This window comes from Herbaspirillum sp. C9C3, from assembly GCF_013359625.1.
Classification (GTDB): Bacteria; Pseudomonadota; Gammaproteobacteria; order Burkholderiales; family Burkholderiaceae_D; genus Herbaspirillum.
Genome location: NZ_JABFMQ010000021.1, coordinates 15,291 through 31,627, shown reverse-complemented (window position 1 = coordinate 31,627; position 16,337 = coordinate 15,291). Strand labels below are relative to the sequence as shown.

The window sequence follows — 16,337 nt, the reverse complement described above, 5'->3', positions numbered from 1 at the left end:
TTGCGGCACAGGTTCTGAGTCCGGTGCCGGGCGGGCGCACGCTACGCCTCGCCCGGCGTTGCATCTTTTTCATTTCAGCCAGAAAAGGAGGAAGATTTCTTCGCTTGCGATTTTCGCAGGCTTATTCATATAAATTATTTTGGTTCGACTTGCCCGTCTAGGGCGAGGATGAACAAGTTTTCATCTGGCCCAAATGCGGCGGTGTGGCGGGCCTGTCAGGACGCAGCATCTCGGCACCATGGTGCGATTGTCGGCAGCGGCAAGCTTGGGTTGAATGGCAGCGGGAAGAAGTTTTACGAGTTTTGACACGAACAAATTCGAGATGAGGCTAGAGGCGCCGGGATGTCAGCAATGCCATCCGCACAGTGCGACCTTGGTCCGACAACAAGCTCGATGCGTGTCATTGCCATCGATTCACACTGCTCAGGGAAAACACCATGACCATCACCATTGTCCCCAATCGCCTTTTGGCATTGGCTTCCGCGCTGCCGACCACGGCCCCGCGTCCACTCAAGTCGACCTCTGCCGTCATCACCAGGACCGCCAGCTTTGCCCACGCACCGCGAGTAGCCGAGGAGGGTATCACGCCCGTCTCGGTCTTTGCGATGGACCCGGCTGCCGAGACTCATTCGCTTCCCGGTTCGACCACGGCGGCGCAGACAGCCCGCACAAGCCGGCGTGAACGGGCCGCACGCGCCAGGGCGGTGCAGGCGCAGGAGATGGCAGCGCCGAGCATCTCGGGGACTGCGGGTGCAGGCTTGCCGGCCTGGCGCGAGACTGGCTCGTCCGAGCTGGCGCAGGCCGATCTGCTCAAGGGACGCACCGTTGGCCCCGCCTCGGACAAGCTTCCGGTGGCGTCGGGCGAGGTCATGCCGGGCTTGTCGGCGGCTCCGGCAGCGCCAGCGCCAGCGCTGGCTCCGGCTCCGGCTCCGGCTCCGGCTCCGTCGGCGCTGGTACCCGGATCCGCGTTGCCGGTCCCCGCTGCAGCTCCCACGGTCTGCCCGGTCATCCAGACCGTGCCAGCGCAGGTCCCGCCTTGCAATGCGCCGGTCCAGCCGCCTTGCTGGACGACCGACCTGGTACCTTTGGCGGATGCTTTTCCGCCGGATGTGATCCTGATTTCCGATTGCGTACCCGTGCCGATCTCCTCGCTCGTTCCGCCTCCGGTATGTATCCCTGTCCCGGTTCCGGCACCGCGCGTCTCGCCTGCGGTACCCGCCAGCTCTCCCGCAGTGGCGGCGCTACCTGTGTCCGCGCTGCCGCCGGTGGCCTCACCGCCGGCAGCGCCCGCACCAAGCGCCTACGTGGCGCCGCCCGCTGCGGTCTATGTGGAGGCACCTGCGGAGCCACCGGTCCCCGACAGCCATTTCCGCGACCTGCGTGACGATGACAGTGCCTTCAAGCTCGACAATGGCCGCACGGTGAACTTCGGACCGGACCAGATCAAGGCGCTCAACAGCAGCCCCGGCTACCTGATCGGTACCGACGGCAAGGACCTGCTCGATCCCAACCTCGGCACTGGCAACTACAACGTCAACGTTCAGGCCGGGCCCTTCAGACAGTTGGCCGGTGGTGGCGGTGACGACATGATCAATGGCAGCAAGCTCGATGACACTCTCTGGGGCGGCGATGGCAAGGATCTCTTGTGGGGGAAGGAGGGTGACGACCAGCTCTATGGCGAAAACGGCAACGACCAGTTGGTCGGCGATGACGGTAATGATCTGCTTTCAGGCGGCGCCGGTGCCGACCGTGTTTTTGGTGGTCTGGGCAATGACCGCATCTGGGGTGGCGACGGCGATGACGAATTGTATGGCAATGACCTGAACTTTTTCGGCATCAAGGGCTTGCAGGCCGGACAGACCGATGACGACCAGGTCGCGGGCGGTGCGGGCAACGACAGCATCTCGGGCGGCCTCGGCAATGACCAGCTGTGGGGCGGGATCGGTGACGACAGTCTTTACGGGGATGACGGTGATGACAAGCTCTATGGTGACGAGGGCAACGACCGCATTTTTGGCGGTGCCGGCAACGATGTCCTCCAAGGCGGCGACGGCGATGATGTGCTCTATGGTGACTACATGCGCGCCTACGCCGCAGTCACCAATGACATCGGTGGCAATGACCTGCTTTATGGCGGCACCGGCAATGACACCCTGTATGCCGGCGTGGGCAACGACTTGCTCGACGGCGGTGCGGGCAACGACTACATGGAAGGCGGCAAGGGGGACGATACCTATGTGGTCGATTGCGGCGGCGACACCGTGGCCGAGGATGCCAACGAAGGCCACGATACCGTCATCGCCTCCTGCGACTACGCGCTCACGGCCAAGGTGGAGGATCTGCACCTGGCCGAAGGTGGCAGCTTCAATGGCACTGGCAACACCCTTGACAACCTGATCACCGGCAACAGCGCTGACAACCTGCTCGACGGTGGCCAGGGGGCCGACACCCTCATCGGCGGCCAGGGCAACGACACCTATGTGGTCGACAACATCGGCGACAAGGTGGTGGAGATGGCCGGCGAAGGGATCGATACCGTCCGCGCCAAGATCAGCCATACCCTGGGCAACAACCTGGAAAACCTGAGCCTGATGGACAGCACCAGCGCACAAGCCGAGACCATCAACGGCAAGGCCGTGCTGGTGTATGGCTTTCCGCGCAATTACGACCTGGACTATTCGCAGGGCGACGAAGTGCCCGGCTACAAGGGCACTTGCGGTGAGACCAGCGTGGCCAACATCTGCATCATGTCCGGCCTGCAGGAGACCGAGGCCGATGTGGTCAAGCGCGCCATCGCCAATGGCTGGTGCCGTACGCAGGGCAGCAGCGACGCTTCGCGCGGGGGCTGCAATCAGTACGATCAGGTGAACCTGCTCAAGAGCTTCGGCCTGCAGGCGGATTACAGCAACGGGTATGACCAGGCCAGGCTGGCCAGCCTGCTCAAGGATGGCCGTGGCGTCCTGATCGCCGTCAATGCCGGCAAGCTGTGGGGCGATCCTGACTATATCCAGGGCGGTGTTCTCAACCATGTGGTGACGGTCACCGGCGTGGCTTGCGATGCCGACAGCGGCAACGTGCTCGGCTTCTATATCGCCGACTCCGGACGCGGCCAGGCCAGTGATGCCAACCGCTACCTGTCGGCCGACGACATGCGCAATGTGGCCGACGCATACGGCGCCAACATGGTCTATACGCTTGATCCCATCAAGGTCCGCAACGAGAACATCGATGCCACCGGCAATGCGCTGGACAACGTGATCACGGGTAACCGCGGCAGCAACATCCTCACCGGTGGACGGGGCGACGATATCCTCATCGGCGGCGCCGGCAACGATACCTATGTCTTTGCCCGTGGCGATGGTCGCGACCAGATCATCGACAGCGATGCCACAAGCGGCAACCAGGACGTGCTGCAGTTCAAGGGCATCAACCAGACCGACCTCTGGTTCAGCCAGGCCGGCCAGGATCTGCAGATCGATGTGCTGGGCAGCAAGGACGGCGTCACCATCAAGGACTGGTACGTGGGCGGCAAGAGCGGTACCGATCATCACATCGAGCGCATCTGCACTGCGGACGGTTATACGCTCTACGACACCGATGTGGCCCAACTGGTGCAGGCCATGGCCAGCTTCGCACCGCCGCCGCCCTTGCAGGCCGAATGGAGCAGTGGCCAGTCCAGCGCGACGGGCAAGGTCCTGCTGACAGTCAACCACTGAACGGGCATGTGGACGGGCACGGCAGTGCCTTCGCGCCTTCGATCACGACGACAGCCGTCTCGCCATCTTCGGGAATTCTATGAACCAGAGTGATAACGACCCCGGCCAGGCCGGCACGGACAGCGGCCTGCTGTGCCTGATCCTGCTGGCCAGGCTGCATGGCATCGCTGCCGATGCGCAACAATTGCAGCACCGCTTCGGCCGTCAGCCCTTCGGTGTGCAGAACATCCTCCTGGGTGCGCGCATGCTGGGCATGAAGGCACGCTGCATCCGCCAGCATCCCGCGCGCCTGGAGCGCACCCCCTTGCCGGCCATCGGCATCGACCATGCCGGCCGTTTCTTCGTACTGGCCAAGATCGAAACCGATCCCAGCCAGCCCGTGGCCGCCGCGCGCATGCTGATCCAACGGCCGGGACAAGCGCCGCAGGTGATGTCACGCGCGGAGTTTGCCGCCTTCTGGTGTGGCCAGGTGATCCTCATGACCAGCAAGGCGAGCTATGCCGCTGAATCGGCGCGCTTCGACTTCACCTGGTTCATTCCGGCCGTGGTCAAGTACCGCAAGGTGCTGGGCGAGGTCTTGCTGATCTCGCTGGTGCTGCAGATCATCGGCCTGGTCACGCCGCTGTTCTTCCAGGTGGTGATGGACAAGGTGCTGGTCAATCATGCCATGATGACCTTGAACGTGATTGCAGTCGGCTTGGTCGCCGCCACCATTTTCGAGGCCTTGCTCAATGGCATCCGCACCGCCATCTTCGCCAAGGCCAGCAGCAAGATCGATGTGGAGTTGGGGGCGCGCCTGTTTGCCCATTTGCTGAGCCTGCCGCTGGCTTACTTCCAGGTGCGTCGCGCGGGCGATTCGATTGCCCGCGTGCGCGAGCTGGAGAACATCCGCAGCTTCCTCACCGGCAATGCCATGACGCTGGTGCTGGATCTGGTGTTTTCCTTCATCTTCCTGGCGGTGATGCTTTGGTACAGCGTCCCCTTGAGCCTGATCGTGCTGGCCTCCATCCCGGTGTATCTGCTGCTGTCGCTGATCTTCACACCGCTGCTGCGCGCGCGCCTGAACGACAAGTTCAACAAGAGCGCCGAGAACCAGTCCTTCCTGGTGGAGACCCTCACCGGCATGGATACCGTCAAGGCCATGGCCGTGGAGCCGCACTGGCAGCGCAAGTGGGACCAGCAGCTGGCGGGTTACGTGGCTGCCGGCCTGACCACCACCAACATCAGCCTGTTGGCCAGCGGCGGCGTGAGCCTGGTCAGCAAGCTGGTTGGCGTGGGCATCATGTGGTTGGGAGCGCAGCAGGTCATCGACAATGCCTTGTCGGTCGGCGAGCTGGTGGCCTTCAACATGCTGGCCGGACAGGTGGCCGCGCCCATCCTGCGGCTGGCGCAATTGTGGAACGACTTCCAGCAGGTCGGCATTTCCATGAGCCGCCTGGCCGACGTGCTCGATGCCCGCAGCGAAGTCGCCGGCCATCGCACGCGCTTGCCGCGCGTGAACGGGGCGATCGCCTTCGACCGCGTGAACTTCCGCTATCGTCCCGAGACACCGGAAGTCATTCGTGGCCTGTCGCTGGAAATCCGGCCTGGGGAGGTCATCGGCATCGTCGGCCGTTCCGGTTCCGGCAAGAGTACCCTGGCCAAGCTGGTACAGCGGCTCTATGTCTGCGAGAGCGGGCGCATCAGCGTGGACGGGCAGGATATCGCCATCATCGATACGGCTTCGCTGCGTCAGCAGATCGGCGTGGTGCTGCAGGAGAACACGCTGTTTTCGCGCTCCATCCGCGACAACATCGCCCTGGTCGATCCTTCGGCGCCGATCGAGGAGGTGATCGCTGCAGCCCGGCTGGCGGGAGCGCATGACTTCATCTGCGAGCTGCCCGAGGGTTACGACACGCTGGTGGGTGAGCAGGGAACAGGTCTGTCCGGCGGCCAGCGCCAGCGTATTGCCATTGCGCGCGCCCTGATCAGCAATCCCGGCATCCTCATCTTCGACGAAGCCACCAGCGCGCTGGATTATGAATCCGAAAAGATCATCCAGGACAACATGCGCCAGATCTGCGCCGGCCGCACCGTACTCATCATTGCGCACCGGCTCTCGGCGGTGCGCGAGGCCGACCGCATCCTGGTGATGGAGCGCGGCAATGTGGTCGAGAGTGGCCGCCACGAAGAACTGCTGCGGGTAGCCAACGGGATCTATGCGCACCTGCACGCGTTGCAGGCGGGCAAGCCGCTTCGGGGGGGATCAGCATGAGTCTGCATTATCGTTCCCAGGCCTGGATGGCCTTGTGGCAGCGCTACGTACGTCGCTTCCTGCACGCCTGGCGTGAGCGCCACCAGCATCCAGCGGGCCTGTTCCAGCAGCAGGAAGCGGAGTTCCTGCCGGCCGCGCTGTCGCTGCAGGAAGCGCCCGACTCGGCCAGCCTGCGCTGGACGGCACGGGTGCTGGTCGCCATGGTCGTGTTGACGCTGGTGTGGTCGGTGATCGGACAGATCGATATCGTCGTCAGCGCCAATGGCAAGGTCATTCCCTCCGGCCGGATCAAGACCATTGCCTCGGTCGAGGTGGCCAGCGTGCGGGCACTGCTGGTGCGCGAGGGCCAGCACGTGCAGGCCGGGGAGGTGCTCATGGAACTGGATGCCACCAGCAGTGACAGCGAGCGCGACAAGGCCGCCGACGTGCTGGCCCAGGCGCGCCTGCAGGCGGCACGTGCGCAGGCCATGATGCAGGCAGTGCAGCAGCTGCGTGCACCGCAACTGGAGGAGGTGGCCGGCGTGACGCAAGCGCAATGGGATTCCGTGCAGCGCCAGTTGCAGGGGCAGTACCAGGACTTTCACGCCCGCCTGGTACGCCTGGATGACGAAATCGTCCGCTACGGCGCGGCGCTGCGTCTGGCCAGTCAGCGTGCCAGCGACTATCGGGATCTGATGAGCGACCATAGTGTTTCCAGGCACGCCTGGCTGGAGAAGGAACAGGCGCGTGTGGATGTACAAGGCCAACTGGCCGAGGCCCGCAATCAGCGGACTGCCCTGCTGGCACAGACCCGGAAGGAGGCGCATGACAGCCGCATCGAGGCCGAGAAGATCATCGAGAGCGCCCGCCAGGACCAGCGCCGCGCCGAAGAGCACAGCAAGCTGCTGCGCCTGACCGCACCGGTCAGCGGCACGGTGCAGCAGCTCGCCGCGCACACCATCGGCGGAGTCGTTGCGGCCACCCAGCCGCTCATGCAGATCGTGCCGGAGGATGGCGACATCGAAATCGAGGCCCAGATCGAGAACAAGGATGTGGGCTTCGTCGAGGTAGGGCAGGAGGTGGAGGTGAAGGTCGATGCTTTCGACTACACCAAGTACGGCACCCTCCCGGCCAGGGTGGTATCCGTGTCGCGCGATGCCATCCAGGATGAGAAGAAGGGATGGATCTATATCGCCCGCATCGTCCTCTCCAGGAACAGCCTGGACGTGGATGGACGCAGGCTGCCTCTGTCAGCGGGTCTGGCGGTCAATGTGGGCATCCGCACCGGTAGCCGCAGGGTGATTGAATATGCCTTCTCCCCCTTGTTGCGTCATCAGAAGGAGGCACTGCATGAGCGCTGATCATCGGCACCGTCGGATGGCCGCCCTGGGTATGGCTGCCGCGTTGCTGGCGGTGTCACCAGCCCGTAGCGGCGAGCCTGGGCGTTTCGATCCGCTGCTGGCGCGACCGCCTGAACTGGACCATGGCAAGCCCTTGCCCGGTGATGAACAGCCGATGGTCTGTACCAGCAGCAGCTTCGCGCCCGGCAAGGTACTGACCCTGGCCGATGCCGTGGATCTGGCACTGTGTCACCAGCCCCAGATACAGGCTGGTTGGGCCAGCATCAAACTGCAGGCGGCGCAGCTGGGGGAGGCGCGGGCCGCCTATCTCCCCACCCTGGGCGCTGGCGCCAGCCGCTATCGTGGCAGCACGAGTTCGGATCAGGGCAGCAGCAGTCGTTCCATCGGCACGCTCTATGCCACGTTGACCTGGCGTCTGCTGGATTTTGGCGGCCGCAGTGCCAACCAGCGCGCCGCCGACGTCTTATTGCAGGCGGCCTTGGCCAGCCAGGATGCCGCCCTGCAAAAGGCCATGGCCGGGGCGGTCGGTCTGTACTACGACGCCCACAGCGCCCGTGCGGTGGTACAGGCGCGTGAGCGCGGCCTGCAGCTGGCGCGGCAGGTGCTGGAGACCGCTATCCGGCGCGAGCAGCGCGGCGTGGGCGCCTTGCCGGAAACCCTGCAGGCGCGCAGTTACGTCGCCAGGGCAGAACTGGAACTGGCGCGCGCCAACGGTCAGCACAGGCGCAGCCTGGTAGCGCTGGCGGTGGGCTTGGGCTTGCTGGATGAGGCAGGGGATGCGCCGGCGCTGACGCTGTCTTCCGAGGTTGAGGAAGATCCGCTCGGGTTGGAGCAGAATCTGCCGGGATGGCTGCAGTCGGCCAAGCAATACCATCCGGCCATCCTGGCGGCGCGTGCCCAGGTCGAAGCCGCTCGTGAGAAAGTGACGGTGGTGCGCTCGGAGGGTTTGCCGACGCTGGATCTGAGTGCCAGCCGCTTCGTCAATGGTCGACCCAATCAGGGCGGCGGCAATCGCGGTGATCGTGAAACCGTGGTCGGGCTGAATCTGAATATTCCCATCTTCGAAGGCTTTACGCGCAACTACAAGATCGACGGTGCGCAGGCCCAGGTAGAGTTGCGCGAAGCCGAGCTGCGCGACGTCCAGGCCCAGGTGCTGGGCGACATCGCCATCACCTATGCTGAGGCGACCACGGCCTTGCGCAGCCTGGCCTCCTCGCGCAGCCTGCTGGAGGCGGCGCAACGGGCGCTGCAATCGGTGCAGCGCAAGTACGATGCAGGTAGCGCCGACATCGTGGAAATGCTCAACGCGCAATCGGTACTCAGCGAGGCCGAGCTGGAGCGCATTCGTTCGTTGTCCGACTGGCGCTCGGCACGGCTGCGACTGTTGGCCAATGCCGCCGAAATGGGGCGCAACAGTTTCACCACGGCGTCGCGCCGCTGACCCGGCTTGCGCGGCTTCAGTGGTGGTGGTGTGGTGCGCGGCGCCAGGTCTGCCAGCCTGCGAGCAGGCACAGCAGGGCGCCCAGGGTAAAGACCAGGCCGCTGCAGAAGCGTTGCGTGATGGCCAGGGTCAGCACGGTCGGCAACAAGACCACGCCGATGAAGCCGGCAAAGACGCACAGTCCGGTCGCCCGGCCCACCTCTTCGCGCGCAACGACGATGGCAATCTCGGAGAACAGCACGCCATTCCACGCGATGACTGCGATACCCAAGGCTGCCGCTGCCAGGTAGAGCATGAACGCGGGTATCGAGGCGAAGGCGGCCCAGGCCAGGATGGTGAATCCCGATGTGCCGAGCAGGCCGGAGAGCGCCAGCATGTGCAGCGCCGACACACCACGGTCAACGCAGCGGCCCCAGACCAGGCGGAAGATCACGCCCACCAGGTTCACGAGCGTGAGCAGCCAGCCTGCCTGTGCGATCGTCATCTGCTGGAAGCCATGCAGGAAGGGCACCAGCATGGCCAGGGTGGTCACCTGCAGTCCGGAGAACAGAAAGGCTACCACTGCCAGGATGCGTAGTGGCGGATAGCTGGCCAGGAGCGACCAGACGCTGGCGGGTTTGGCGACGGCGTGGGATTGTGCTGCCTGGCTGCGCTCCTGCGGGGATCGGCTGGTGAAGGCCGCGGCGCCCGCCAGGCCGATGATGCCCGGTGCGATGAAGGCCCACGACAGTCCCAGATGCTGCGTCATGGCCGGCACCACCAGGGCGGCCAGCGCAGCCCCGGCGGGCACGCCGCTTTGCCGGATCGAGAACAGCAGGCTGCGATGCTTGATGGAGGTGCCCTGGCTCAGGAAGTACGAACTGGCCGGTGTGATGCCGCCATATCCCATGCCCATGAGCACACTGCCGGTCAATACGCCCGCGATCCGCGAGCTGGCGATGAGCAGCATGCCCAGCGCACACAGTGCCAGGCACCAGCGGCTGACCTGGAAGGCACCGAGCCGATGCACGCGGTTGCCGAACCAGATCGAGGAGCAGGCTGCTGCGGCATAGAGCAGCGCCGTGTAGACACCGACCCAGCGTGCCGACACGGCCAGCGAGTCCGCCAGCAGAGGAGAGATGGTCAGCACGGCGGTGGCGGCGAAGGAAGTGGCGATCTGGATGATGGTCAGCAGGAGCAGGGCGGTGAGCGCATTCATGGAAGGGAGCGTGGTGGCGTTCTGTTGGGGGTGGCAGGCAGGGAAACCTGTCGCCCTCGGGAGCAGAACGCGCTTGCGGGGGGAAGTATCAAAGGCATGATTGTAGGAAAAGATGCGACATCGTGTTTTGCCCGATGGATTCGATGCCCATCAATAGCCGGGCCTCATGCGCGGGACAGGCATGGACCTGTATGACGTGATGCGCATGCAGGCCGGCATGCTTTCCAGACCAATCATCTTTCCGAGGCAGCATCATGGATTTTCAGAGCGCGGCTGGATGGGCTGCAGCAATCATCATCATCTTGATTCTGCTCAGGCTGCAGAGGCGATGGCGCAAGGGCCATTGCATCGATGCCGGACTGGGGTGGTCCGGCGCGGCTGGTCCGGGCAACAGGATCTACCTGTACAACCTGACCGCGCGCGCGATCGTGGTGAAGCGATGGAGTCTGCACATCACCTGCGGCCGCTTCCGACGGCGCCGCGTGCTCGAGATGGCAGACGCCGGCTGGCCCTCGGAGGAGATTCGCATCGAAGCTCATGGGGCTCATGTGCTGTACTTCTGGGATGCGGGATTTCTTGCAGGAGAGGCTCACCGGGGGCGGCGAGGAAGGCTCTATATCAAGCTCGGGATCCTCGGCGGAAGGTCACGTACTTGTTGCCTGTATCCGGTTGGAAGCGCATTGCCGGGGTACGGTCTTGGCGTGAGGTGCAGCTGATGGGACGAACGAATTGATTCTCCAATCGGGGCGGTTCACTACTCCAGGTATCAAGGTAGGTGCCCAGAAATTTCTGGGCACCTACCCCAAGAATCGTGATGGGGTAACGAAACGTTATCCCCTTCAACCTTTAGAGGTTTGACTATGCCGCAACTGCTTTAGGCGGCTTGATCAAGCTTTCTGCAGGGATGCCGAGCCCCTGGTTGAGCTTCCAGATCATACCGAGTGTAAGGGGGCGCTTGCCATTGAGGATTTCATAGACTCTGTTGGAACGGCCAATATACGGTTCCAGATCTTTAACAGTCAGGCCAGCCTGCTCCATGCGAAATTTGATGGCCTCAACAGGGTCAGGCAGGTCAATTGGATAGTGCTTGGCCTCATAGGCTTCAACCAGCGTGACCAAGACGTCCAAGCGATCACCTTCCGGGGTGTTCAGTTTGGTCGTCATCAGGCCTTCAATCTCCTTCAGGGCAGCGCGGTAATCGGCGTCAGTTTTGATGGGTTTGATATCCATGATGTTCTCCGTTAAATCGTCTGTGCGTCGATGTCATCGTACTGAGCATGGGTGCCGATGAAGCGCACATACACAACGCGAAAGTCATAATTGATCCAAACAACAAGTCGATACTTGTTCCCGGCAATGTTGAAGACAGCGCGGCCGTCTTTCAGGATGCTTGCATTGCCAAATGTTGCTTTGACCTCATCGGGTTTGCTCCAATCTGCCTTCAACACAACTCGATACCACGCTAAGCCTGGTTCCTCTGCGTCAGCATAATCTGGCGATTCCCAAAATTCCTTGAGTGTCGAGAGGGCAATAATGCGCATGAACTTGATCAAATTTGACTATGAAAGCATAGTAGTCCCAAATTGGGACTTCTGCAAGGTTTAAGGCAAAGTTGTCGAGCTATGGCGCAGGAGCATTTTTTATCGTCGGCGCTTTCGAATTCTAAGCGGCGGGTTTTGTTACCCTAGTTGTTACCTTGCCGATTAGGGTAACAACTAGGGTAACAAAACAGGGTAACAACTCAGGTAACGATCCGAATTTTCGGGCGCAGGCAGCGTATCCGCCAGGGAGGGGAGATCATCGTCGCCCCGCGCCGCGGGCTGATCGATGCTGACGGCGTACCTCACCGATTTGCCGGGGCGGACAGACTGGTTGTAGACGGTGGCCAAGATCCAGTCTTGATCTTGCTTGTTGGAGAAGTCAATTTCTGACTTTCTCTTCTCTCCCAATTCTGAAGCTACGACCCACGCGCTGCTCTGGAGCTCTTCAAGTTCAACCTGTCCGCGAGCTTGTCGAACCATGCGGCGGAAGTCTGAAATCTTCTCTGATAGGAATTTTTTGAACTGCTGGTACATCAGTTTGCCCGAGGTCTATGAGTTGCCTCGCAGCATACTTTCTCGATGTTACAGGCGTATGAGCGCCTCGCTACCACGCTTTAGTTTGTGGGTGAATTTGTGGGTAGAAATGATAAACGGGCCTGTGGGGCCGGTTCTATATGATGTCCTGGCGGAGGCTGTGAGATTCGAACTCACGGACGGGTCACCCCGTCGGCAGTTTTCAAGACTGCTGGTTTAAACCACTCACCCAAACCTCCTTGCTGTGCAGCCGGGCATGGCGCCCGTCGCACGAGGGCCGCATTATACATCACATCACTTGCTTTGCATCCATCCCTTTCCGGCATGCCATGCGCCAGCGCAGCAGACCGGCCTCAGAACGTCCCCGGATAAGCCCCGCCATCCATCAACAGATTCTGTCCCGTGATGAAACCCGCCTGAGCACTGCACAGATAGGCACAGGCATCGCCAAACTCGGCCGGATCACCGAAGCGCCCGGCCGGGTTGAGCTTGCGCCGCTCCGCCAACACTTCATCTACGCTGCGCCCGCTCTCGGCGGCGGCACCGCTGGCGGTGGAACGCAGGCGATCGGTCTCGAACGGCCCCGGCAGGAGATTGTTGATCGTCACGTTGTGCGCCACCGTCTTGCGCGCCAGTCCCGCCACAAAACCGGTCAGCCCCGAACGCGCACCATTGGAGAGTCCCAGAATGTCGATCGGCGCCCGTACCGCGCTGGAGGTGATATTGACGATGCGCCCGAAGCCGCGCGTAATCATGCCATCCACCGTGGCCTTGATGAGCTCGATGGGCGTGAGCATGTTGGCGTCCACCGCCGCAATCCAGTCCTCCCGCGTCCACTCACGGAAGTCCCCAGGCTTGGGGCCGCCGGCATTGGTCACCAGGATGTCCGGTGCAGGGCAGGCAGCCAGCGCCAGGGCGCGTCCTTCCGGGGTGGTGATGTCGCAGACGACGGCGGCAATGACGGCGCCGGTGGCGGCGGTCTCCGCGCGGATCGCCCGGGCCGTGGCTTCCAGCGCCTCGGCACCGCGCGCCAGCAGGGTCACGTGGACGCCCTCACGCGCCAGCGAGAACGCGCAGGCGCGACCAAGTCCCTTGCTCGATGCGCAGACCAGCGCAGTTTTACCTTTGATGCCGAGATCCATTCTGTTGTCCTTTGCTTGAGGGGGATGGCAGAAAAACACAAGCGGCCGGGACAGCATGGGCCGGCTGCGCTACACTGTCGGGCCTGAACGGCGGCGCTACTTCTTCATCACCATGTAGATGGCCAGCGCAATGAGGGCGATAACGCCCATCTCCAGCGCAAACACGATGACGCCGCTCATGTCAGTCTCCTTTTTTATCCTTCGATGCGGCCACTGCATCCTGCAGCCGGCCAGCAGAGGCATCACTGTACACCGATGACGGCTTCCTTGTTTTTCTCCGGCGTAGTCAACTTCCTGCTCGGTGGCCTGCTGGGCGCCATGGGCGGTCTGTTCGGGATCGGCGGCGGACTCATCGCCATTCCGGTGCTGGGCTACCTCTACGGCATGGACCAGCAACTGGCCCAGGGCACGGCGCTGGTGATGATCGTGCCCAATGTCGTCATCGCCTTCTGGCGCTACCGGCAGCGCAATCGCATCCAGTGGAGTACGGCCGCGATGATGTGCGTGCCCGCCGTCGTGACCACCTACCTCGCGGCCCGGATAGCCACAGCCATGGCCGCACGCAGCCTGCATGTCTGCTTCGCCGCCTTCATGGGGCTGCTCGCGCTTTACTATCTGTGGACGCTGTTGCGCAACAAGCGCAGCGTCGAGTCGTCCATGGTGCTCTCACGCCGCTACATTCCACTGGTGGGGATGTCGGCCGGAGCCTCGGCCGGTTTCTTCAGCGTGGGCGGCGCCATCGTGGCCGTGCCCATGCTGACGGCCTTGTTCGGCGTGACGCAGACCGCCGCGCAAGGCCTCGGACTGGCCATGGTCACGCCCGGCACCCTGGTGGCGCTGTGGACCTACGCCCAAGCGGGCCACGTGGACTGGTCAGTCGGTCTGCCCATGGCGCTGGGCGGCGTGCTGAGCATCTCATGGGGCGTGGCGCTGGCGCACCATTTGCCGGAACGGCGTCTGCGCATCCTCTTCTGCGCGGCATTGTTGTTGCTGTCGGTCTGGATGATGATCGGCGGCTGAGCGCGCTCTTCCGGCCAGCACCACCTCAGGCGCTCTTCCTTGCACGAGCGACAGGCTTGCCTGCATCGGGCGCGGATAGTTTATCTTCGTCATTGTCCGGCATCATCTGCTCGCTGATGAACTCCACCAGGTTGCGGGCATGCGGCGAGAGCGTCTCCATGTTCTGAAACACCATGCTGCGCTCGCGCACGCTCCACGGATCGCTCAATTCCACCACCGATAACTGCATGGTCTGCTGATGCCGCTGTGCCGCTGAACGCGGCACGATGCCGATGCCGACATTGGTCTCGATCATGCGGCACATGGCTTCGAAGCTGCGTACCTGGATACGCAACTTGAGCCGCTGGCCATGCCCGGCCACGATGTTGTTGAGGAAATGGTGCAGGGTGCTGCCCTCGTGCAGGCCGATGTGTTCGTATTCCAGCGTGTCCTGGAAGGGAAGGCTGCCAGCGCCGGCCAGCGGGTGTTCCAGCGCGGTGGCCAGGACCAGGCGGTCGGTGGAGAAGTTGAGCACCTGCAATCCATCTCCCTGTACCGGACCGGCGACGATGCCGATGTCGGCCGTGCCTTCCTGGATGCCGCGCAGGATGTCATGGTTCAGGCGTTCTTCCAGGGCGACATTGACCTGCGGATACCTGGCCAGGAACTTGCCGAGAATCTCGGGCATGAATTCGGTCACCGCCGTGGTGTTGGCGAAGATGCGGATATAGCCCTTGATGCCGTTGTTGTACTGCTGCATGTCGCTCTTGAGATGTTCCATCTGCTGCATGAAGAGCTGTGCGTGATGCAGCAAGGTCTGCCCGGCCGGTGTCAGTTGCACGCCCTTGCTCTCGCGATAAAGCAGGCGCGTACCGAAACGTGTCTCCAGTTCCTTGATGCGGTTGCTGGTGGCGGCCAGCGAGAGATTCATGCGCTCGGCGCTGCGGGTGAGGCTGTTGAGTTCGGCAATCAGGATGAACAGGCGCAGGTCGGTCAGATCGAAAAGCATGATGTCTCCCGGAAAGGATCAGTGAGGATCTCGCTTGCATTCCGGCAAGCCGCCCTCTCTTGTGTTGCGGCACGTTCCCGCGTTCGTTGCGCGCGTGCCCTCGGTGGCTGCTCATGGTACGCCGATTTGTCCGAGCGCATGCAGAGAAATCCCTGGCGCGCGTGATGCGATGCCGCATCCGCATCCTGGGCGTGACTTCAGTTCTGCGTAAGCCCCCCTTCCAAAAATACAGATTGTTTGCCGCGTCGGCTGGCCACAGACTGGCGCCCATTGCACAACAACGACACGAGCAGACATGTCGCATTCCGACCTGGATATCACCTTGCTGCGTCAGTGGCTGGACAAGACCGAAACGCGCCACGACCAGATCAATCCTGCCTTTGCGGCAGCGCTGGCGGCGACGCTGGACGGTCCGCGTTATCCCGTCGCCGGGGATGCGCTGCCGCCCTTGTGGCACTGGATCTATTTCTGGAACGTGTGCCCTCAGTCGGAGGTGGGCGCGGATGGGCATCCGCAGCGTGGTGGCTTCCTGCCGCCGGTACCCTTGCCGCGGCGCATGTGGGCCGGAGGCCGGCTGCGCTTTGCCGCGCCGCTACCCATCGGCGCACAGGCCGAGAAAGTCTCGCGCATTGCCAGCGTGGACGTGAAGCAGGGACGCACCGGCGCGCTGGCCTTCGTGACCGTGCAGCACACCATCCATCATCAGGGACAGCTCTGCCTGAGCGAAGAGCACGATATCGTCTATCGCGATTTGCCGCAGCCTGGTGCACCGGTGGCGGTAGCCCAAAGCGCGCCCGCCGATGCGCGCTGGTCGCGCCGGGTGGTGCCCGATCCGGTGCTGCTGTTCCGCTATTCGGCACTGACCTTCAACGGTCATCGCATCCATTACGACCGCAGCTATGTCACCGGGGTTGAGGGCTATCCTGGCCTGATCGTGCATGGTCCGCTGATCGCCACCTTGCTGGTCGACCTGCTGGCGCGCGAGATGCCGCAGGCGGTGCTGCGCGAGTTCAATTTCCGTGCCGTGGGCAGCCTGTTCGATATCGAGCCCTTCACGCTGTGCGGCAAGCCCGCAGCCGATGGCAGGAGCGTAGCGCTGTGGGCGCAGAACCAGCGCGGCGAGCTGGCGATGCAGGCGCAAGCCCTGTTGGGCTAAAAAAATA

14 protein-coding genes and 1 tRNA gene are annotated in these 16,337 nt (G+C 62.9%); 7 read left to right on the top strand and 8 right to left on the bottom strand.

The window, feature by feature from the left end; translation table 11 throughout:
* The first annotated feature begins 437 nt into the window (after positions 1-437).
* From HNO82_RS17435 to HNO82_RS17420, 4 genes are all read left to right on the top strand, one after another.
* Complete coding sequence (locus HNO82_RS17435; protein WP_175344571.1) at positions 438-3,716, top strand: calcium-binding protein; 3,279 nt, start codon at positions 438-440, stop codon at positions 3,714-3,716.
* A 79-nt stretch (positions 3,717-3,795) separates the two neighbouring features.
* Positions 3,796-5,970: a type I secretion system permease/ATPase gene (locus HNO82_RS17430; RefSeq protein WP_175344570.1), complete on the top strand. Its 2,175-nt coding sequence runs from the start codon at positions 3,796-3,798 to the stop codon at positions 5,968-5,970.
* On the top strand, positions 5,967-7,310 hold the full coding sequence (locus tag HNO82_RS17425) for an HlyD family type I secretion periplasmic adaptor subunit (RefSeq protein WP_175344569.1): 1,344 nt from the start codon (positions 5,967-5,969) through the stop codon (positions 7,308-7,310). Before HNO82_RS17430 ends, HNO82_RS17425 begins: the two co-directional genes overlap by 4 nt.
* Positions 7,300-8,751 (top strand): TolC family protein, encoded by a 1,452-nt coding sequence (locus tag HNO82_RS17420; protein ID WP_175344568.1) that lies wholly within the window; start codon positions 7,300-7,302, stop codon positions 8,749-8,751. Before HNO82_RS17425 ends, HNO82_RS17420 begins: the two co-directional genes overlap by 11 nt.
* Positions 8,752-8,767: 16 nt before the next feature.
* Here HNO82_RS17420 and HNO82_RS17415 read toward each other — a convergent pair whose 3' ends face one another.
* Entirely contained in the window at positions 8,768-9,949 is a 1,182-nt protein-coding gene (locus HNO82_RS17415; RefSeq protein WP_175344567.1) for an MFS transporter, read from the bottom strand.
* 254 nt (positions 9,950-10,203) lie between these two features.
* On the opposite strand from HNO82_RS17415, the gene HNO82_RS17410 reads away from it, so the two are divergent.
* The gene (locus HNO82_RS17410; protein ID WP_175344566.1) at positions 10,204-10,665 is read left to right on the top strand and encodes a hypothetical protein; all 462 of its coding nucleotides are present in this window, start codon (positions 10,204-10,206) and stop codon (positions 10,663-10,665) included.
* A gap of 142 nt (positions 10,666-10,807) precedes the next feature.
* On the opposite strand, the gene HNO82_RS17405 is transcribed toward HNO82_RS17410, so the two are convergent.
* From HNO82_RS17405 to HNO82_RS17380, 6 genes are all read right to left on the bottom strand, one after another.
* The gene (locus HNO82_RS17405; RefSeq protein ID WP_175344565.1) at positions 10,808-11,179 is read right to left on the bottom strand and encodes a helix-turn-helix domain-containing protein; all 372 of its coding nucleotides are present in this window, start codon (positions 11,177-11,179) and stop codon (positions 10,808-10,810) included.
* Positions 11,180-11,190: 11 nt separating this feature from the next.
* On the bottom strand, positions 11,191-11,490 hold the full coding sequence (locus HNO82_RS17400; RefSeq protein WP_175344564.1) for a type II toxin-antitoxin system HigB family toxin: 300 nt from the start codon (positions 11,488-11,490) through the stop codon (positions 11,191-11,193).
* Between the two features lie 174 nt (positions 11,491-11,664).
* Entirely contained in the window at positions 11,665-12,024 is a 360-nt protein-coding gene (locus HNO82_RS17395) for a hypothetical protein (protein ID WP_175344563.1), read from the bottom strand.
* A 149-nt stretch (positions 12,025-12,173) separates the two neighbouring features.
* Positions 12,174-12,263 (bottom strand) — tRNA-Ser (locus HNO82_RS17390).
* Positions 12,264-12,377: 114 nt separating this feature from the next.
* Positions 12,378-13,166 carry an SDR family oxidoreductase gene (locus HNO82_RS17385; protein ID WP_175344562.1) on the bottom strand — a complete coding sequence of 263 codons (789 nt, stop codon included), beginning with the start codon at positions 13,164-13,166 and terminating at the stop codon, positions 12,378-12,380.
* A gap of 96 nt (positions 13,167-13,262) precedes the next feature.
* Entirely contained in the window at positions 13,263-13,409 is a 147-nt protein-coding gene (locus tag HNO82_RS17380) for a hypothetical protein (RefSeq protein WP_157174226.1), read from the bottom strand.
* A 12-nt stretch (positions 13,410-13,421) separates the two neighbouring features.
* Here HNO82_RS17380 and HNO82_RS17375 point away from each other — a divergent pair, with 12 nt between their 5' ends.
* Entirely contained in the window at positions 13,422-14,186 is a 765-nt protein-coding gene (locus tag HNO82_RS17375) for a sulfite exporter TauE/SafE family protein (protein ID WP_008329753.1), read from the top strand.
* Positions 14,187-14,211: 25 nt separating this feature from the next.
* On the opposite strand, the gene HNO82_RS17370 is transcribed toward HNO82_RS17375, so the two are convergent.
* Complete coding sequence (locus HNO82_RS17370; protein ID WP_008329751.1) at positions 14,212-15,174, bottom strand: LysR family transcriptional regulator; 963 nt, start codon at positions 15,172-15,174, stop codon at positions 14,212-14,214.
* Between the two features lie 295 nt (positions 15,175-15,469).
* Between HNO82_RS17370 and HNO82_RS17365 the strand changes: the two genes are divergently transcribed.
* Complete coding sequence (locus tag HNO82_RS17365) at positions 15,470-16,330, top strand: HTD2 family dehydratase (RefSeq protein ID WP_175344561.1); 861 nt, start codon at positions 15,470-15,472, stop codon at positions 16,328-16,330.
* Positions 16,331-16,337 lie beyond the last annotated feature (7 nt).